The sequence below is a fragment of the Flavobacterium sp. FlaQc-49 genome (genome assembly GCF_044005985.1).
In the GTDB taxonomy this organism is placed as follows: Bacteria; Bacteroidota; Bacteroidia; order Flavobacteriales; family Flavobacteriaceae; genus Flavobacterium; species Flavobacterium cupriresistens.
In genome coordinates, this window is sequence record NZ_JBIPCS010000001.1 from 494942 (window position 1) to 517580 (window position 22639).

A 22639-nucleotide genomic window follows, 5' to 3' on the forward strand; every position below is an offset into this window, starting at 1 on the left:
ATAGGTATATGGCGTCGCACCACCGCTTACGGTAATATCGATTGATCCATTAGTCTGACCTGAGCATAATACTGCTGTAGCCCCATAACCTAATGATAAGGCTAGTGGACTTTGAACTGTTACACTACTTGTTGCCGTACATAAAGTGGTATTGTCTTTCACTGTTACTTGGTAGGTACCTGCCGGTACACCACTCACTGTAGCGGTAGTATTATTCCCCGGAGTATTCCATAGATAGCTAAAACTACCTGAACCTCCTGTTACACTTACATGAACTGTTCCGGTACTGGTACCAAAACAATTGACTGCTGTACTACCACTGGTAGCAGCTAACATTAAACAAGTTCCGGCATTGACCGTGGCACTGGCTGTAGCAGTACAACCATTAGCATCGGTTACCGTTACGGTGTAAGTACCCATATCAAGTCCGGTTACCTGAGCAGTTGTGGCTCCCGTATTCCACAGATACGTATATGGACTTACTCCTCCACTGGCTGTCACACTTACTGTTCCATCGCTGGTTGTTGGACCTAGTTCATCTGTTGCAGTTGCACTGGCGCTTAACAAACTAGCTGGTTCGGTGATCGTAATACTTTCTTCTACGGCATCACATACAGTGCTGTTTATAGTTACCCCTACGGTATAAGTACCGGCCGCTTTATTATTTATTGTACTGCTTGTACCAGTGGTCACTGTTCCATCACTCCAAGTGAAGGTAAAGACTGCTCCAGGATGTAATACTGAAGTAGCGTTTACTGTAATGGATCCTGTAGCTGAACCAACGCACAATACATTGGTTACTGTACCGACTGTTACTGCGGCGTCGCAATTGTTCACACAATCCACCACCACACTTTCATTGAAAGTACAACCATTACCATCGGTAACCGTTACACTGTAAGCGCCTGCTGTTAATCCTGTGATACTTGCTGTAGTAGCTCCTGTATTCCATAAATAGCTGTAGGGTAATGTACCACCTGTAGCAGTTACTGAAGCTTTACCATCTGCGCAACCTTGTGCTGTAGTAGCGTTTTGTTTGGTCAGATTAGCTGTTAAAGCGCTCGATGGTTCACTAATTAGTATTGCAACACTGGTTTGACAGTCTCCTGCATCTCGTACCGAAACGGTATAACTACCTGATTCTAGTCCGCTAAATACTCCTGTTGCATTACTGGTTGCAAAATTATCGATACTGTATAAATAAGGTGTCGTACCTCCTGTGGCTACAACAGTAAAACTTCCTGTGGCGCTTCCTGTACAAGACGCCTCTTGATGAGCTGCTGTATTTTCACTTAGGGTAAGTTGTACCGGTTGGGTGATTGTAATCGATTCGGTTACTGTACAACCTTTGCTGTCTGTAGCGGTAACGTTATAAGTACCAGCTCCCAGATTAACCTGATCTTCTTGAGTTGGTGTTAAACCAGTTCCGTTAGTAGTACTCCACGCATAAGTATATGGCGCTGTACCACCACTAACGGTGATATCAATTGATCCATTATTTTGTCCGTTACATAATACTTGTGTGGCTCCAGCTTGCAGCGTCAACGCTAATGGACTTTGAACTTCTGTGCTACTTGTTGTAGTACATAAAGTAGTGGTATCGGTTACCGTTACACTATAATTACCTGCTGGTAAATTATTTACTGTAGCTGTAGTAGCTCCATTATTCCATAGGTAAGTAAAGTTGCCTGAACCACCTGTTATACTCACGCTTACTGTTCCGGTACTCGTACCAAAACAAGTCACCCCTGTACTAGTAGCCGTAGCGGCTAACATCAGACAAGTTCCACTGTTCACTGTTGCGCTCGCTGTAGCAGTACAACCATTGGTATCGGTTACTGTTACAGTGTAAGTTCCCATATCCAAGCCCGTTACTGTAGCGGTAGTCGCTCCGGTATTCCATAGATAGGTATAAGGACCTACTCCTCCACTGGCTGTTACACTTACTGTTCCATCACTAGTGGTTGGACCATTTTCGTCGGTAGCAGTAGCACTGGCGCTTAACATGCTTGCCGGCTCGGTAATGGTAATACTTTCTTCTACAGCATCACATACAGTACCGTTTATAGTTACTCCTACAGTATAAGTACCGGCTGCTTTATTGCTTATCGTACTACTGGTACCTGTGGTTATCGTTCCATCACTCCAAGTGAAAGTAAAGACTGCTCCAGGACGTAAAGCCGAACTTGCATTTACTGTAATGGCTCCTGTAGCTGTTCCGGTACACAATACATTGGTAACGGTTCCAACTGTTACTACTGCGTCACAGGTATTCACACAATCCACTACGACACTCTCTGTGAATGTACAGCCGTTAGTATCGGTTACCGTTACACTGTAAGTTCCGTTGAGAAGTCCTGTGATGGTTGCTGTTGTACCTCCATTACTCCATAGATACGTATATGGCGCTGTACCACCTGTAGCGATAACTGTGGCGCTACCGTTACTGCAGCTTTGAGCTGTGGTAGCGTTTTGTTTGGTTAGATTAACCATCAGACCTGTAGAAGGTTCTGTGATTACTATGGTTAGATTTGCTCCTTGACAGTCGTTGGCATCTTTTACTTTTACTGTATAAGAACCCGCTGCTAATGAACTGAAAATTCCTGTTGAATTACTTGTAGCAAAATTATCGATACTGTACAGATAAGGCGCATTACCTCCTGAGGCTGTAACAGTGAAACCTCCTGTGGCCCCGCCTGAACACAACACTTGTTGATGAGCTCCTGTATTCTCTACAATTGTTAGCGTTGCCGGCTCGCTTACTACTATCGATTGGTTTAAGGTACAACCATTCGCATCGGTAACCACAACATCGTAAGTACCGCCGCCTAAGGCAACCTGGTCTTCCTGAGTGGCTACTACGGCGCTACCATTAGTTGTACTCCAAGCATAGGTATATGGCGCAGTTCCACCACCTACAGTGATGTCAATAGAACCATTAGTTTGACCTGAACATAATACCGCTGTAGAACCATAACCTAATGATAAGGCTAGTGGGCTTTGAACGGTTACACTACTTGTTGCTGTACATAAAGTGGTATTGTCTTTCACCGTTACTTGGTAGGTACCTGCCAGTACACCACTTACTGTAGCGGTAGTAGTATTCCCCGGAGTATTCCATAGGTAGCTAAAACTACCTGAACCTCCTGTTACACTTACATGAACTGTTCCGGTACTGGTACCAAAACAATTGACTGCTGTACTACCACTGGTAGCAGCTAACATCAGACAAGTACCGGCATTTACCGTGGCACTGGCTGTAGCAGTACAACCATTAGCATCGGTTACCGTTACGGTGTAAGTACCCATATCAAGTCCGGTTACCTGAGCGGTTGTGGCTCCCGTATTCCATAGATACGTATATGGACTTACTCCTCCACTGGCTGTCACACTTACTGTTCCATCGCTGGTTGTTGGACCTAACTCATCTGTTGCAGTTGCACTGGCGCTTAACAAACTAGCTGGTTCGGTGATCGTAATACTTTCTTCTACGGCATCACATACAGTGCCATTTATAGTTACGGCTACGGTATACGTACCGGCCGCTTTATTGTTTATTGTACTGCTTGTACCTGTTGTTATTGTTCCATCACTCCAAGTGAAAGTAAAGACTGCTCCAGGATGTAATACTGAAGTAGCGTTTACTGTAATGGATCCTGTAGCAGCACCTACGCACAATACATTGGTTACTGTACCAACTGTTACTATGGCGTCGCAATTGTTCACACAATCCACTACCACACTCTCATTGAACGTGCAACCATTACCATCGGTAACCGTTACACTATAAGCACCTGCTGTTAATCCGGTGATGCTTGCTGTAGTAGCTCCTGTATTCCATAAATAGCTGTAGGGTAATGTACCACCCGTAGCAGTTACTGAAGCTTTACCATCTGCACAACCTTGAGCTGTAGTAGCGTTTTGTTTGGTTAGATTAGCTGTTAAAGCGCTTGATGGCTCACTAATTAGTATGGCAACACTGGTTTGACAGTCTCCTGCATCTCGTACCGAAACGGTATAACTACCTGATCCTAGTCCGCTAAAGATTCCTGTTGCATTACTAGTTGCAAAATTATCGATACTGTATAGATAAGGTGTGGTTCCACCTGTGGCTACAACAGTAAAGCCTCCTGTTGCGCTTCCTGTACAAGACGCCTCTTGATGAGCGCCTGTATTTTCACTTAGGGTAAGTTGTACCGGTTGGGTGATTGTAATTGATTCGGTTACTGTACAGCCTTTGCTGTCTGTAGCGGTAACATTATAAGTACCAGCTCCAAGGTTAACCTGATCTTCCTGAGTGGCTACTAAACCAGTTCCGTTAGTAGTACTCCACGCATAAGTGTATGGCGCTGTACCACCACTTACGGTGATATCAACAGATCCATTATTTTGTCCGTTACATAATACTTGTGTGGCTCCAGCTTGCAAAGTCAACGCTAATGGACTTTGAACTTCTGCGCTACTTGTTGTAGTACATAAAGTAGTGGTATCAGTTACCGTTACACTATAATTACCTGCTGGTAAATTATTTACTGTGGCTGTAGTAGCTCCATTATTCCATAGGTAAGTAAAGTTACCTGAACCTCCGCTTACACTCACGCTCACTGTTCCGGTACTCGTACCAAAGCAGTTCACTGCTGTGCTACTCGCTGTAGCGGCTAACATCAAACAAGTACCACTGTTCACTGTTGCGCTCGCTGTAGCAGTACAACCATTAGCATCGGTTACTGTTACTGTATAAGTACCCATATCCAGTCCGGTAACCTGAGCGGTAGTTGCTCCGGTATTCCATAGATAAGTATATGGACCTACTCCACCATTGGCTGTTACACTTACTGTTCCATCACTGGTTGTTGGACCGTTCTCGTCAGTAGCAGTAGCGCTGGCGCTTAACATGCTTGCCGGTTCTGTGATGGTAATACTTTCTTCTACGGCATCACATACAGTACCATTTATAGTTACTCCTACGGTATAAGTACCGGCTGCTTTATTACTTATCGTACTGCTGGTACCTGTGGTAATCGTTCCATCACTCCAAGTGAAAGTAAAGACTGCCCCTGGACGTAAAGCCGAACTTGCATTCACTGTAATCGCTCCTGTAGCTGTTCCGGTACACAATACATTGGTAACGGTTCCAACTGTTACTACTGCGTCGCAAGTATTCACACAATCCACTACGACACTCTCTGTGAACGTACAACCGTTAGTATCGGTTACTGTTACACTGTAAGTTCCGTTGATCAGTCCTGTGATGGTTGCTGTTGTACCTCCATTACTCCATAGATAGGTGTATGGCGCTGTACCACCTGTGGCAGTAACTGTAGCGCTACCATTACTACAGCCTTGACCCGTAGTTGCATTTTGTTTCGTTAAATTAGCAGTTAAAGTACTAGATGGCTGGGTAATCACTATTGGACTAGTAACAAATTTACATCCTTTAGCATCTGTTACTGTCAAGGTATAACTTCCTGCAGGAATTCCTGTTAGGTCTTCTGTTGTTTGTCCTGTACTCCAACTATATGTAAATGGACCGGTTCCTCCGTTAACAGTTGCATTTATGGCACCTGTAGATTGACCTTGACAGCCAATATTAGTAGCAAGATTAGTAACTACTAAATTACTTTGATAAGTCTGAATTATAAATGGTTCACCAGGCACTTCACCAAAACAGCCACTGTCTGTTGTAAGAGAAACTATAACATCCGTATAACTTCCCGGCATTAAATTTTGAATCGTTAATTGACTGCTGCTATTTGATGTAATATTGGCTACTACCGGAGCAGCTCCATTTTTCACATAGCTAACCTGATAAATTTTTCCAGGTAAAAGTCCTCCATTACTAATTACTAAACTTCCATCATTACCCGGAGTACAATTTGTTGGACTGTTTGCCGCTATTGTTAAACTGGTTTCAATTATTTCGCAACATGCTTTAGCAATAGCACTATTGATCCAATCAGTATTAATAGGTTTAAAGCAACCTGCATTTGTTAGCCCTGTTCCACTGCCGTCATTCACTGCTGAATAGGCGTTAACGCTAACTGTAAAAGTTACTATATTGATTCCTGCTTCCTGAGCATCACTACAGCTATCGTTATCACTGTTAAGGTCTAAATAATCCGGTAAAGCATCGCCATCTGTATTTATTGGTGTTATTAAACCGCCTGTAGACTGTCCTGTTTCACAGCCACCTGCATCAATAACATTTCCGTCAGGGAAACGACAACTAACAAGACTTGTGTAGCTTGCAAGATTTCCGGAAGCTTCTATTGCATCAGGAATACCGTCATTATCACTATCCAAATCTAAACTGTTGATAATTCCATCACCATCAGTATCTAAGGTACCTTCTACTATATCGGAAATTCCGTCATTATCGTCATCAACATCAGCATAATCCGGAACTCCATCACCATCGGTGTCAGTTCTGGTGTTATCAAAACAATCACAAGAATCTGCTACACCATCACCATCGGAATCCGGACTTATTATTGTTGCATTAACATAAGTATAAGTTCCTGTGTATATCCCAGGGCTTGCAAGAGACTCAAGTGTATCATTAAATCCATTTAAATTCGTGTCCGGTTGTGAACTTCCGTATGTAAAATTAGAAGTACGATTCATACTAACACCAGATTCGAAATGATCACTACAACCATCACCATCACTATCCAAATCTACATTATTGGTTTTACCATCACCGTCTGTGTCAACAGTACAAGTAGCTTTTGGATTGGATGAAGCAATATAAGTTGCAGGTCCCTGAGTTGCCGTAATCTCATAATTTGTAAAAGTTGGCGTTGTCGATCCTACTGTAGATACTCTAATTCTATAGTATTTATAAAAATCGTTTTGGTTTGCTGCTTGTACTGCCCATGTTTTGGTTGTTCCTGCACTGGTTGCCACCGGAGCCGAAATAGTCGTATAAGCTACGCCATTAATTGAACCTTCTAATACAGCGAAAGATCCTGTACCCCAGCTTGCCGTTGCTCCAATTACATTTACTGTGGCTAAATTTACAAATGCCGGATACTCTATCGTGTAGATTATTGAACTGGTAGTACTCGTTTGTGCGGCTGCGACAATATGATTGGATGCTGCTACATTTGTAGAAGTCCCATCATGTAAAGTTAGAATATCATTTCCTGGTGTAACCGTTATGCTATTTACTGTCGTAGAGGCTAAACCGGTCGAAACTTTTGCTATAACCAATCCTTCTGCAGCAGTATAATAACAACTTGGTGCTTCCACTGCGTCTAAAATACCATCATTATCATCATCAATATCCACTAAATCATTGATTCCATCACCATCTGTATCAGCACAAACGTTTAAAGCTTTGTTTAATCCATATAGAGTATAGGTTGAAGGGTAACTTGTGGTTGCCGCAGCTGTATCATTGTTTTCTAATGGATTGGCTAAACCGTTGTTACCATAAGGTCCCTGTGCTACTGCATTTGGAGCACTTACAGTACCGGAAGTATTTACAAGATTACCGCTTAATAATGTCCCTGTAACTCCCGATTCTTTGGCATCCGGACAACCGTCACCATCACTGTCTAAGTCTAATCGGTTTGCAATTCCGTCACCGTCAGTATCGATATCCAAGATACAACCGGAACTAACATTAGCAGACGAAATAGTTCTTACTGTAGTCTGAGCAGACTGCCATTGCGCAACATAATTGTCTCCGGCACCATTATCAAAATGATAAACTCTAACTAAAACTCTTCCTGTTGCATTGGTAAAAGCAGGTGTAAATGTACTTGCTGCACCTGTACTTGTTGTAATTTGTGTTGTTAAAGGAACTTCTGAAGGATCTCCATTTGGAAAAACTGAAAGCCATGTAAAATCTACAGCTCCTCCGGATGTTACATTAAACTGTACATTATTTTGTGTACGTAAGTCTAAATAGAACTCGTCTACTATCATTTCAAGATCCCCATTCGCTGCTGTACCTGCGGAATCATCGTATAAAGCTTGCGTAATTCCCGAAGTGGTAACTACGACATTATAGGTACCTGCATTTCCTCCGTTAGGATTATTTGCATTAGTTGTATATTGACTTGGAAACGTTGGTTGTCCATAAATATCAGTTCCGCTAAAATAGCTTGCCAAAGCCGTACTGCCTAAACTATTATCAAATCCCGGAACAGTCGCGTAATATCTTGTACCGAATTGAGCACAGGCACCAATAACCGTTTCTGCGGTGTCTAAAATACCGTCATTATCGTCATCGATATCTACCAAGTCTCCAATTCCGTCACCGTCTGTATCGGTACATAAATTCAAGCCTGATACTGTAGCGTATTTAGTATAGGTTGATATATAACTTGTTACTGCTTTCGTAGTATCATTATTTTCCAGCCCGTTGGCCAAACCATTTGCACCATAAGGTCCTTGCGCTACTGTGTTTGGAGCAGTTACAGTCCCGGAAGTGTTTACAAGACTACCACTTAATAATGTACCGGTAACACTCGATTCTTTGGCATCCGGACAGCCGTCACCATCACTGTCTAAATCTAAATTATTGGTTATACCGTCACCATCTGTATCAACACTACAAATTGGTTTTGGATTGGCTGAAGCTCCGTAAACCGCAATTCCCTGAGTCGCTGTGATTTCATAATTGGTATAAGTAGGTGTAGTTGTTCCAACCGTAGAAATTCTTATTCTGTAATATTTATAAAAATCATTTTGATTGGCAGCTTGCACTGTCCAGGTTTTGGTTGCTCCTGCACTTATGGCAAGTGGTGCTGAGATCGTAGTATACGTACTCGCATTTGTAGAACCTTCTAGTACTGCAGAATACCCTGTTCCCCAACTTGCGGTAGCTCCTACTACATTTAATGTAGCTAAATTTACCGGTACCGGATACTCTATATTGTAAATTACAGAACTGGTCGTATAAACCAATCCTGCCGGAACAACATGATTGGATGCCGCTACATTTGTAGAAGTACCATCACGCATGGTTGGAATATCGTCACCTGAATTCACTACAACACTATTAACTGTAGTTGTTGTCAATCCAGTTGATACTTTAGATAAAACCAAAGCTTCGGCTGCTGTATAATAACAGCTTGGTGCTTCAACGGCATCTAAGATTCCATCATTGTCATCGTCTATATCTACTAAATCTGATATTCCGTCATTATCACTGTCTGAACAGGCATTTAACGTTTTATAGATGGCATAATTATTATAAGTAGATAAATAACTTGTAGTTGCCGCAGCAGTATCATTATTTTCTAATGGATTGGCGAGTCCATTGGCTCCATAAGGTCCTTGCGCTACTGCATTTGGAGCGCTTACCGTACCTGAAGTATTTACAAGATTACCACTTAATAATGTTCCTGTCGCGCCTGATTCTTTGGCATCCGGACAACCGTCGCCGTCACTGTCTAAATCTAAATTATTCGTTACACCATCACCATCAGTATCCACACTACAAGTAGCTTTTGGGTTTGATGCAGCTACATAAACAGCAGGACCCTGAGTTGAAGTAACCTCATAATTGGTAAACGTTGGTGTAGTCGTTCCTACAGTAGATACTCTGATTCTGTAATATTTATAAAAGTCATTTTGATTGGCTGCTTGTACAGTCCAGGTTTTGGTTGTTCCTGCGCTTGTAGCCACCGGTGCTGAAATGGTTGTATAAGTTGTACCATTTGTTGAGCCTTCCAACACGGCAAAGAACCCTGTACCCCAACTTGCTGTAGCTCCAACCACATTTAGAGTGGCAAGATTAACCGGTACAGGATATTGAATGTTATAAATTACGGTACTGGTTGTATAAACTAATCCCGCCGGTACAACATGATTAGAGGCTGCCACATTAGTAGAAACACCATCGCGCATTGTTGGAATGTCATTTCTAGGAAGTATTGGTCCACTGTTTACAGTAGTGGATACTAATCCTGTAGAGACATTTGCTATAACCGAAGCTTCAGCGGCTGTGTAATAACAACTCGGTGCTTCTATAACATCTAAAATACTATCGTTATCATCATCAATATCAACTAAATCCGGCACTCCGTCATTATCTGTATCTATACAAGCATTCACACCAGTAGAAAGCGCATAATTAGGATAGGTTGATGCATAACTTGTAGTCGCTGATTGAGTATCATTATTTTCCAACGGATTTGCTAATCCATTGGCTCCATAAGGTCCTTGTGCCACAGCATTTGGAGCACTCACAGTACCTGAAGTATTGACAAGACTTCCACTTAATAAAGTTCCTGTGACACCCGATTCTTTAGCATCAGGGCAACCATCGCCATCACTATCCAAATCTAATCGATTCGGAATTCCATCACCATCAGTATCAAGGTTACAAGAGCTATCACTATGTAATACCGTGTTTAAAGCGGTTGCAATTCTTCCTTGATTTTGCGGATAATATCCTGATTGTGTCGGTGTTGCATCATCAGAAACAAAAACAAAATTCCCTTTACTTGAAGCGCCCGGAATCTGTCTCATAATTAAAAAGGCAGAAGTAGGTTGTCCCTGACCATAATTTAATACATCCTTATCCGCAACTCCGTTTATGAGCTGTAATACTGCCCCATGTGGAACTGGCCATATTGGGTTCATTATACTAAAATAATCCGCATTTGTGTTTAGTGGTAAATCCTGCGGAGAAATAGATGGCCCTACAGAATAACTTGTACCATAAACGGTATTAAGCATGGTTACAAGACCGGTCATGTTGGCAGCATTACAACAACCATCGACAAAAAAGGCAAATGATTTACTTTTTTTATTGACAATAGCATCTGTAAGTGCTGTCCAGTGTGCTGCATTAATGGTGTTACTGGTAGATTCAATAACGACCATATCATAACCACTATAATAATTTGCCGGTACTGTTGCATTTTCTAAAGTAAGAAAGTTAGAAACAGTAGACCCCGCAGGCATATAATTTGTAAATTCAGTTATTAGTCCGGTTCTTATTCCAAAAGTATCTTCATTGGTTGTATTAATCAATACCGTTGAAGGTACGGCACTAACACTGCTTTGAAGACATTCTGTCGTATCCAGTATACCATCATTATCATCATCGATATCCACTAAATCTCCTACTCCATCACCATCACTATCGATACAGGCATTCAGAGTACTGTTCACTGCATATTGACTATAGGTCGAAGTGTAACTTGTTGTAGCCGCTGCTGTATCATTATTTTCTAATGGATTGGCTAAACCATTGGTTCCATAAGGTCCTTGAGCAATTGCATTTGGAGCAGTTACGGTACCTGAAGTATTCACAAGGCTACCACTTAATAAAGTACCTGTTACTGTCGCTTCTTTGGCATCCGGACAGCCGTCACCATCACTATCTAAATCCAATCGATTTACAATACCGTCTCCATCCGTATCTATGTCGCCACACTCTGCGGCACCGGCTGTAATATCTGCAGAAACATTAACAGACCACCAGAATTCGGCTTGGGTGGTTGAAAAGGTAATAGACGATAGTGTGTCTCCCAATTCTGTTGTTCCTTGTGCATAAGTCGTTACACCATCTAACTGATGCAGAGCGTTGTTTGCGGTAAAATTTAAACCTGTACCCTGTTGGATTTTTGTTAATGAATAAGTGCCCGTAAAAGCCAATGGGGCTTGGCCACCACCACCACCGTACGACCATATATGAAATCTCGGTGTAGGAATCGGCTCTGAAAATGTTAAAGTCCAGCTACCCGCAGTGCTTATGATCGGCGTAACGACAGATCCTGTAAAATTGGCTGGGCAAAAAGAATTAAGCCCAGTACTGGCATTATCCCATGTTGCTTGAGTAGTACTACTCATTGCAGTTGCATTATTACTCTTCAAGGTAACGGTCACGGTTTTGCTGCCATAGGTCATATGTCCGGACCAAGTAGCAGTTCCCATTCCACTATCCCAAACAATCCAAGAATCATTACCATGCAAACCGCCACAATTATCGGCAACTTTACAAATAGCGGATTCGACTGTATCTAATATTCCATCATTATCATCGTCAATATCAACTAAATCACCTACTCCGTCTCCATCACTATCCAAACAGCCATTTAAAATAGGACTCACTGCATTTGGAGCGTATGTTGATGTATAGCTGGTTGTCCCTGCTGCTGTGTCATTATTTTCTAATGGATTGGCTAAACCATTGGTTCCGTAAGGTCCTTGTGCTATTGCATTTGGAGCACTTACCGTACCGGAAGTATTTACTAAGTTACCGTTTAATAAAGTACCAGTAACTGTTGCTTCTTTGGCATCCGGACAACCGTCACCATCACTGTCCAGGTCTAAATTATTGGTTATACCGTCACCATCGGTATCTACACTGCAGATCGGTTTTGGATTTTGCGAAGCGCTATATGTCGCATCTAAGTCCACATACATTTCCAGCACTCTGGCATAGTAAGCTGTTCCTGTTGCTCCTGTAATTCTATATTTGGCAAACTTAACTCCTGGTTGCAGGGTATTGGTGAAGGTTTCTGTTGCATTAACAACAGATCGCACCGCTGCGGCATTCAAGTCTACCCACGAAGTACCATTATAACCTTGTAATTTTACTGTATTTCCGGCACCACCATCGGTGAAACCTAAATTATACATTGAAAAACGAATAGCTGCTAAGGCTACAGGCACTGTAGGCGTAATTTCGTAAATTGATAATCCAATCGCACTTTGACCAGGACTAAAATAAAAATCACTGGCTGTACTATCTATCCCATCATATGTATTCGTTATTGGGGTGTTACTTCCAATTGTTAAATTTGAAGTAACATTTGTAATTTTAGAAGCTTCAACAGCGGTATAATAACAGCTTGGTGCTTCAACGGCATCAATAATACCATCATTATCATCATCGATATCTACTAAATCATTAATTCCATCTGCATCACTATCTGCACAAATATTTAATGCTTTATAGATTGCATACGTACTATAGGTGGATGGATAACTTGTAGTGGCTATGAAAGTATCATTATTTTCTAAAGGATTTGCAAGACCATTGACTCCATAAGGTCCCTGTGCCACAGCATTTGGAGCGCTTACAGTTCCTGAAGTGTTTATCAGACTTCCACTTAGTAAAGTCCCTGTAACTCCCGCTTCTCTGGCATCTGGACAGCCATCACCATCACTGTCTAAATCTAAACTATCCGGAACACCATCTCCATCTGTATCTAAGTTGGAACATAATCTTTTTTCTACATTCAAATTATTAAGCCACCAGCTATTTCCATGTTCTTCTCCCCAACGTAGTACCAATTCATCTCCTACATCAAAATATACATCTTGAGCCAGTATTGTTGGTGGTAACGGTGCAGCATATGCTCGATATTTCGAATAAACTACAGTTTCAACTCCGTTTTTACGTTTTATAATCGCAAAATGATCAGCAGCATCTAAATTTGAAAATTTATAAAATCCTCTTTCTTCAATCTTAATCGGGTGCACGAACTCAACAACTACGACACCGTTTATGTACGACGTTGGTGCATCCGGAGTTGTAATACTTAAATCATTACTCGTACTTGTATAATTTGCAAGGGCTACAGCTCCTGTTGCATTTAAAGGTTTAAATCCACTTGCCTCTCCGGTAGCTGTTCCATCATAATTTGGATACCTTGTTACAGCGTAAGCAAATGTACTTGAAGGAGCTAATGTAGAGCTTGCAAACAAACAATTTTGTTCCAGTATATCCGTAATACCATCATTATCATCATCAATATCAACTAAATCTCCAACACCATCACCATCACTATCTAAACATCCATTTAAAACAGTACTTACTGCATTTGGGCTATAGGTCGATGCATAACTTGTAGTGCCAGCAACGGTATCATTATTTTCTAATGCATTGGCTAAACCATTGACGCCGTAAGGTCCTTGCGCTATTGCATTTGGAGCACTTACCGTACCGGAAGTGTTTACCAGATTACCACTTAATAAGGTACCTGTAACTGTCGCTTCTTTAGCATCCGGGCAACCGTCACCATCACTGTCTAAGTCTAGATTATTTGTTATACCATCTGCATCGGTATCAACACTACAGGTTGGTTTAGGATTTTGTGAAGCATTATAAGTTGCATCCGAATCCAGATACATTTCTAATACTCTGGCATAATAAGCCGTCCCTGTTGCTCCTGTTATTCTAAATTTAGCAAATTTAACTCCGGTCTGAAGTGTATTGGTAAAGGTTTCTGTTGCATTAACAACAGATCGCACCGCTGCTGCATTCAAGTCTACCCATGAAGTACCATTATAACCTTGTAATTTTACTGTATTACCGGCACCACCATCGGTAAAGCCTAAATTATACATTGAAAAACGAATAGCTGTTATCGCTACAGGAGTTGTAGGAGTAATTTCGTAGATCGATAATCCAACCGCATTTTGACCCGGATTAAAGTAAAAATCACTGGCTGTACTATCAACTCCATCATACGTATTTGTTATTGGTGTATTACTTCCAATAGTCAGATTTGAAGTAACATTTATAATTTTAGAAGCCTCAGCTGAAGTATAATAACAAGCTGGCGCTTCAACGGTATCCAAAATACCATCATTATCATCATCGATATCAACTAAATCCCCCACTCCGTCACCGTCAGTATCTAAACAAGCATTTAAGATTGCACTTACTGCATACTGGTTATAAGTTGATGTATAACTTGTTACAGCTGCTGCTGTATCGTTATTTTCTAGTGGATTTGCCAAACCATTCGCTCCATATGGTCCTTGAGCAACTGCATTTGCAGCGGTCACGGTACCTGAAGTATTCACAAGACTACCGCTTAGTAAAGTACCTGTAACTGTGGCTTCTTTAGCATCCGGACAGCCGTCTCCGTCACTGTCTAAATCTAAAGTATTGGTTATACCGTCGCCGTCAGTGTCCACACTACAAGTTGGTTTTGGATTTGCAGAAGCTCCATAAACAGCAATTCCTTGCGTTGCTGTAACTTCAAAATTGGTAAACGTTGGTGTGGTGGTACCTACTGTAGATACTCTTATTCTGTAATATTTATAAAAATCATTTTGATTTGCAGCTTGCACTGTCCAGGTTTTAGTTGTTCCTGCACTTGTGGCTACGGGAGCTGAAATAGTGGTGTAAGTTGTACCGTTTGTAGAACCTTCCAATACGGCGAAAAATCCTGTTCCCCAACTTGCTGTAGCTCCTATTACATTTACTGTAGCCAAGTTTACGGGTACCAAATATTCTATATTATAAATTACCGAATTTGTCGTATAAACAAGTGCTGCGGGAACAACATGATTAGAGGCTGCCACGGTTGTAGAGGTTCCATCACGCAGGGTTGGAATATCATCACCTGAGTTGACCACTACACTATTAACGGTCGTCGTTGTTAGTCCGGTTGATACTTTAGATAGAACCAAAGCCTCCGCTGCTGTGTAATAACAGCTTGGTGCTTCTGTAGCATCTAGAATACCATCATTATCATCATCGATATCTGCTAAATCTGATACTCCATCACTATCACTATCTGCACAGGCATTTAATGTTTTAAAAATAGCATAGGCATTATAGGTTGAAGTATAGCTTGTTACAGCTGCCGCTGTATCATTATTTTCTAACGGATTAGCCAAACCATTGGTTCCATAAGGCCCTTGTGCTACTGCATTTGGTGTGCTTACCGTACCGGAAGTATTCACAACATTTCCGTTTAATAAAGTACCTGTTACTGTAGCTTCTTTGGCATCCGGGCAACCATCACCATCACTGTCTAAATCTAAATTATTGGTTATACCATCGCCGTCAGTGTCCACACTACAAGTCGGTTTTGGATTTGCTGAAGCTCCATAAACAGCAATTCCTTGCGTTGCTGTAACTTCAAAATTGGTAAACGTTGGTGTGGTGGTACCTACTGTAGATACTCTTATTCTGTAATATTTATAAAAATCATTTTGATTTGCAGCTTGCACTGTCCAGGTTTTAGTTGTTCCTGCACTTGTGGCTACGGGAGCTGAAATAGTGGTGTAAGTTGTACCGTTTGTAGAACCTTCCAATACGGCGAAAAATCCTGTTCCCCAACTTGCCGTAGCTCCTATTACATTTACTGTCGCTAAATTTACCGGTACGGGATATTCAATGTTATAAATTACGGAACTTGTCGTATATACCAGTGCAGCCGGAACCACATGATTAGAGGCTGCCACAGTTGTAGCAGTACCATCACGCATTGTTGCAATGTCGTCTCCTGGATTAACCACTACACTATTAACTGTAGTAGTTGCAAGTCCTGTTGATACTTTAGACAACACTAAAGCTTCAGCTGCTGTATAATAACAGGTTGGTGCTTCTACAGCGTCCAGAATACCATCATTATCATCATCTATGTCTGCCAGATCACTCACTCCATCATTATCACTATCTGCACAAGCATTTAAAGCTTTATAAATGGCATACAAATTATAGGTTGAAGTATAACTCGTTACCGCTCCTACCGTATCATTATTTTCTAATGGATTCGCCAAACCATTAACTCCATATGGCCCTTGTGCCACAGCATTTGGAGTACTTACCGTGCCGGAAGTATTTACAACATTACCACTTAATAAAGTACCTGTCACTCCTGATTCTTTAGCATCCGGACATCCATCACCATCACTGTCTAAATCTAAATTATTAGTTATTCCATCACCATCGGTATCTACAGTGCAAGTTGTTTTTGGGTTTTGAGACGCGCTATAAGAAGCATCCAAATCCAGATACATTTCTAATACTCTGGCATAGTAAGCCGTGCCTGCAGCTCCTGTTATTCTATACTTAGCAAACTTAACTCCGGTCTGAAGGGTATTGGTAAAGGTTTCTGTTGCATTAACGGTTGATCGCACTGCTGCAGCATTCAAGTCTACCCATGAAGTACCATTGTAACCTTGCAGTTTTACTGTATTACCGGCACCACCATCAGTGAAACCTAAATTATACATTGAAAAACGAATGGCAGTTATCGCTACAGGGACTGTAGGTGTAATTTCATATATAGATAATCCAATCGCATTTTGACCCGGGTTAAAATAAAAATCGCTGGAAGTATTGTCAATTCCATCATACGTATTGGTTATCGGGGTACCGCTTCCAATGGTTAGGTTTGTCGTAACATTTATTATTTTAGCAGCCTCAAAAGCAGTATAATAACAGCTTGGTGCTTCAACAGTATCCAAAATACCATCATTATCATCGTCGATATCCACTAAATCGCCAACTCCATCACCATCACTATCAGCACAAGCATTTAAAGCTTTAAAAATACTGTAAACATTATAGGTAGATGCATAACTTGTAACTGCAAAAGAAGTATCATTGTTTTCTAAAGGATTAGCCAAACCATTTGTGCCATAAGGTCCTTGTGCTACGGCATTTGCAGCAGTCACAGTGCCTGATGTATTAACAAGACTGCCACTTAGTAAAGTTCCGGTAACCCCTGATTCTTTGGCATCCGGACAACCGTCTCCATCACTGTCTAAATCTTTGTTGTTGGTTACTCCATCACCATCTGTGTCTACACTACAGGATGGTTTCGGATTAATTGAAGCGGTATAAGCTGCAGGTCCTTGAGTAGCTGTAATTTCATAATTGGTAAAAGTTGGCGTAGTACTCCCTACTGTAGATACTCTGATTCTATAAAATCTATAAAAATCATTTTGATTGGCGGCCTGAACTGTCCATGTTTTTGTGGTTCCTGTACTTGTAGCAAGCGGAGCCGAAATGGTCGTATAGGTGACTCCATTTACAGAACCTTCCAACACGGCAGCAGAACCTGTTCCCCAACTTGCTGTAGCTCCTATTACATTTACAGTAGCCAAATTTACAAAACCGGGATATTCTAAGGTATAAATTACTGAGCTTGTAGTACTCGTTTGTCCCGCTCCTACAACATGATTAGAGGCAGCCAAATTAGTTGAAGTACCATCACGCATCGTCGGAATATCGTCGCCTGCGTTTACAACTGAGCTATTAACGGTCGTACCATTTAGTCCTGTAGATACTTTAGCTAAGACTGAAGCTTCAGAAGCAGTATAGTAACAACTTGGCGCTTCTATGGCATCTAGTATTCCATCATTATCATCATCTATATCTGCTAAATCATTTACTCCGTCATTATCAGTATCTATACAAGAGTTGTAAAAGGTGTTCCATGCATATAAATTATACGTAGAACCGTAGTTAGTGGAAGCTGAAAAAGTATCGTCGCTCTCTATAGAACTTGCCAGACCATTTACCCCATAAGGACCTTGTGCAACCGCATTTGGTGTGCTTACTGTACCCGATGTATTTACTACATTACCACTTAATAAAGTACCTGTAACTCCTGATTCTTTAGCATCCGGACAACCGTCGCCGTCACTGTCTAAATCTAATCTATTCGGGATACCGTCACCATCAAGATCGGCTTCAACATCTCCACATCCCTGTGTATTGGCTTTGTATAAAGTAATGCCATCAATTCCGATGTAATTACCATCTCCGGCACCTGTAGGAAATACGTCAATAAGAAGTACAGGAGCAGTGGTTGTAGCCACAAAAGTGATAGAGGATTTTGCCCATTGTTTCACATTATTCCCGTTATAGGTCATCATATCAGAAAGATAGGCAACACCATCAACGGTAAATCTTAATTGCGCCAGCTGACCAACTGTTGTTACTCCGTTTGTACCTCCAAATATTTGATAAAATTCAAACTTATAGGATTGTCCAATCTGGATTCCTTTAGAAGCGGGAATAGTGGTACCCATTGCTTCATTGGTAAAGCCATTATAAATAGCTGCGAAAATATTTCCGTCCGGTGTAGCGGCTGTACCATTCAAGGCACCTCCCCAAAATCCGGAACCATTTAATGAAAAACTACCTGTCCAGGTATCGCAACTTCCTGAAGAAGCCCAACCTGTTGGCCCGAGGGTTGAATTTAAACTGGCAGTATTGGTGTTTTCATTCCATGCAACACCTGAAGCAGCTTCAAAGGAACCATCCACTACTCCGCTCAGCAAAGAAACACAACTTCCTTGTTCAACAGTATCAAGTATTCCATCGTTATCATCATCTATATCTGTCAGATTACCAACACCATCATTATCACTGTCAAGACATAAATTTAATCCCGGAGTTGTGGCATATAGACCATAGGTTACTACATAACTTGTAGTTCCAAAAGAAGTATCATTATTTTCTAAAGAATTGGCTAAACCATTAGTGCCATAAGGTCCTTGTGCTACCGCATTTGCGGCAGTTACGCTACCTGATGTATTTACAAGAGTACCACTTAACAATGTTCCGGTTACACTCGCCTCTTTAGCATCCGGACAACCGTCTCCATCGCTGTCAAGGTCTAAATTATTAGTTTTACCATCATTATCCGTATCTACACTACAGGTTGTTTTTGGATTTGCTGAAGCGTTAAAAGCTGCAGGACCCTGAGTTGCTGTAACTTCAAAATTGGTAAAAGTAGGCGTAGTTGTCCCTACAGTAGACACTCTAATTCTGTAATATCTGTAAAAATCATTTTGATTCGCAGCTTGTACGGTCCAGGTTTTAGTGGTACCAGCACTTGTAGCCACCGGTGCCGAAATGGTAGTATATACCATTCCATTTAGGGAACCTTCTAAAACGGCAAAAGAGCCAGTTCCCCAGCTTGCTGTTGCTCCTATAACATTAACGGTAGCTAAGTTTACCGGTACAGGATATTCAATAGTATAAATTACTGAACTTGTAGAATTGGCTTGTCCAGCAGCTATCACATGATCTGAAGCCGCTACTGATGTAGAAGTCCCATCACGCAAAGTTGGAATATCATCACCCGGGGTTACCGTCACACTATTTACCGTAGAGGAAAACATTCCGGTACCAATTTTTGCTATAACCAACGCTTCCGAAGCACTAAGGTAACAACCAGGCGCTTCTGTGGCGTCTAAGACACCGTCATTATCATCATCTAAGTCTGCTAAATCAGGAACACCATCACTATCACTGTCAAGACAACCTTTATAAACATTGCTCAACGCGTATGGATTATAGGCTGCATAAAAGTTTAAAACTGCCGAAGAAGTGTCATTATTTTCTAATGAACTGGCTAAACCATTTGTTCCATAAGGCCCTTGTGCTACTGCATTTACAGCCGTCACCGTTCCGCCTATGTTTATAAAAGTACCGCTTAACAGCACTCCCGTAACTCTGGATTCTCTCGCATCCGGACAGCCGTCTCCATCACTGTCCAAATCAAAATTGTTGGTTACACCATCACCGTCAGTGTCTACACTACAGGTTGGTTTTGGATTTGCCGAAGCGCTATAAAAAGCCGGACCTTGGGTAGCTGTAACTTCAAAATTGGTAAAAGTGGGCGTAGTTGACCCTACTGTAGAAACCCTGATTCTGTAATATCTGTAAAAATCATTTTGATTCGCAGCTTGTACGGTCCAGGTTTTGGTAGTACCTGCACTTGTGGCTAATGGCGCTGAAATCATAGTGTAGGTTGTACCATTTGTAGAACCTTCTAAAACGGCAAAAGAGCCGGTTCCCCAACTTGCTGTTGCTCCAATTACATTTACCGTTGCCAGATTTACGGGCACGGGATATTCAATCGTATAAATAACTGAAGTTGTAGCGCTGGTTTGTCCTGCTGCTATCACATGATCTGAAGCCGCCAATGTGGTCGAAACTCCATCGCGAAGTGTTGGAATATCTGCTGTCGGAGTTACGGCTATACTGTTTACTGTAGAAGAAGTTAATCCTGTAGAAACTTTAGCCATCACCAAAGCTTCAAAAACATTATAATAACAACTTGGAGCTTCTAAAGCATCTAAAATTCCGTCATTATCATCATCTAAATCAACCGAATTTATGACTTCATCACCATCAAAATCATTGCCCGGAGCATACTGTAAATTGTGTTTGTATTCTTTAAAACTAAGAGCTTGAACAGGTTTTCCTACCTCTAAATTCCAATCCCCATTTTTACCTGTAATGTTGTTAGAAGCTGCAACTGTAATCCCCAATGCGTGCTCCAGAAAACGAACTGCAGCCTTTCCCTCTCTGCCTTTAGCAAATTCACAACCATAAATATTTATGTGATTAATTTTAGAAAGATCAATGTTTTGAAGCATCCAAAGCGCTATTTCCTCTTTGCTTCTCCATTTGTTTTCTATATAAAGAGCCCCACTCTTTCCGTGTGTTACTAAGTTGTAAACCGTTGAGCTGGTATTGTTTTTTGAAATATCATATAGCGACAAATCTTGTACTGATTTATCGATATAGCTTTTTTCATCTTCATTCCTAAAAGAAGACTCAAAACCCGGTAAAATACCAGTATTGAATTTAACATTTTTTGCACTTATTTCCGAATAATTAAAAAATAAAGAAACAAAGGAGCACAAAAAAAATAGCGAGTTAAGTACTTTTCTTCTCATAAGCGTTACATATAAAAATCCCCCATTTGATATAAAATGGAAGGGAACAAATTAATTTTATCTAAATACTAAAAATTGAAATTCAGTTTATTCCTAAAATGAATCTCATTTCTTTGTTAATGACCGTTAAAAAGTCAAATAACATTTGTAAAAAAATGCTGCAATGAACAGCACTAAAAAAAATTAAATTACACTTAGATTTCTATTTATCAGCTAACTAATCCTAACCAAAACAGAAAACATCTTCAAAAAAATAAAAGCTATTGTGGTATTACTATATTATTTTTGAAAGCGAACATTTTACACTTCAAAATTAAATTCTATAAAAAAGTAGAATTGTCGTCTACTTTACATTTGAAAAAAATAATATTCTCCGGACTACTCCCTATTTTAGCGACGTTACAGCATAGAATCAGCTAATTCTTACATCCTGTCGTTTCGATTATCAACTTTCGGAATCAATTAAACGCCTTTGAATTGATTTTCTACCCAACAAGAAATCCTGTCTCGATAAATCGATATAAACAGTTTCATTTTCGTTTTTAAAAGAAGACTCAAATCCAGCTTTAGTACTGCTGTTGAGTTGATCCGTGTTTGCACTTAGTTCTGAATAACTAAAAAATAAAGAAACAGAGAGCACAAAAAAAAGGGTGCGTTAAGTACTTTTCTTCTCATAAGCGTTAAGTATAAAAATGTCTCTACTTAAAAACAGTAGAGAATTAATCAATTAATTGGTAGGCTTAAAAAATCTTACTCTATAGCAAACAGCCATCATTTGGGGCAGATAACGTTTGTTGAAAATTGCTGTGATTAGCAGCAACAAAAAAAATTGATTTGCGCTTAGCGCCTTATGTATGAGCTAGTTAAAATTAATTAAAAAAAAGTTAACAGAGCAACATTTATTAAACAAAATTAAACAAATACATAAAAAAAATAGCCACTAATAAATTCAACAACTACTCAATCATTGGTTAATTCCGACAAAACAAAGGTTTCTTGAAGTAAACCTGCCTTATAATACTTCTGAAAGTTTTATTTTGTTTACTTTTTTTTTTATTCTGTTTAACCTATCCTAAAAAATCCTGCCGCAATTTTCAGAATTCTCTCCCAGACCAACATTTATAAATTTAGCACTATAAATAAATGAGGGGAAAATGTAAAAGTGTGCTCCGCCAATTTGGTATTGTGCAACAAAAGAGCTTCATAATTTTTTGGCAAGTCG

The 22639-nt window shown here is 40.6% G+C and carries 1 pseudogene; it reads right to left on the reverse strand.

From position 1 onward, the window contains the following. A pseudogene (locus ACHRV3_RS01995) lies at positions 1 to 21417 on the reverse strand (DUF4347 domain-containing protein); the annotation flags it as partial. Between the last annotated feature and the right edge of the window lie 1222 nt (positions 21418 to 22639).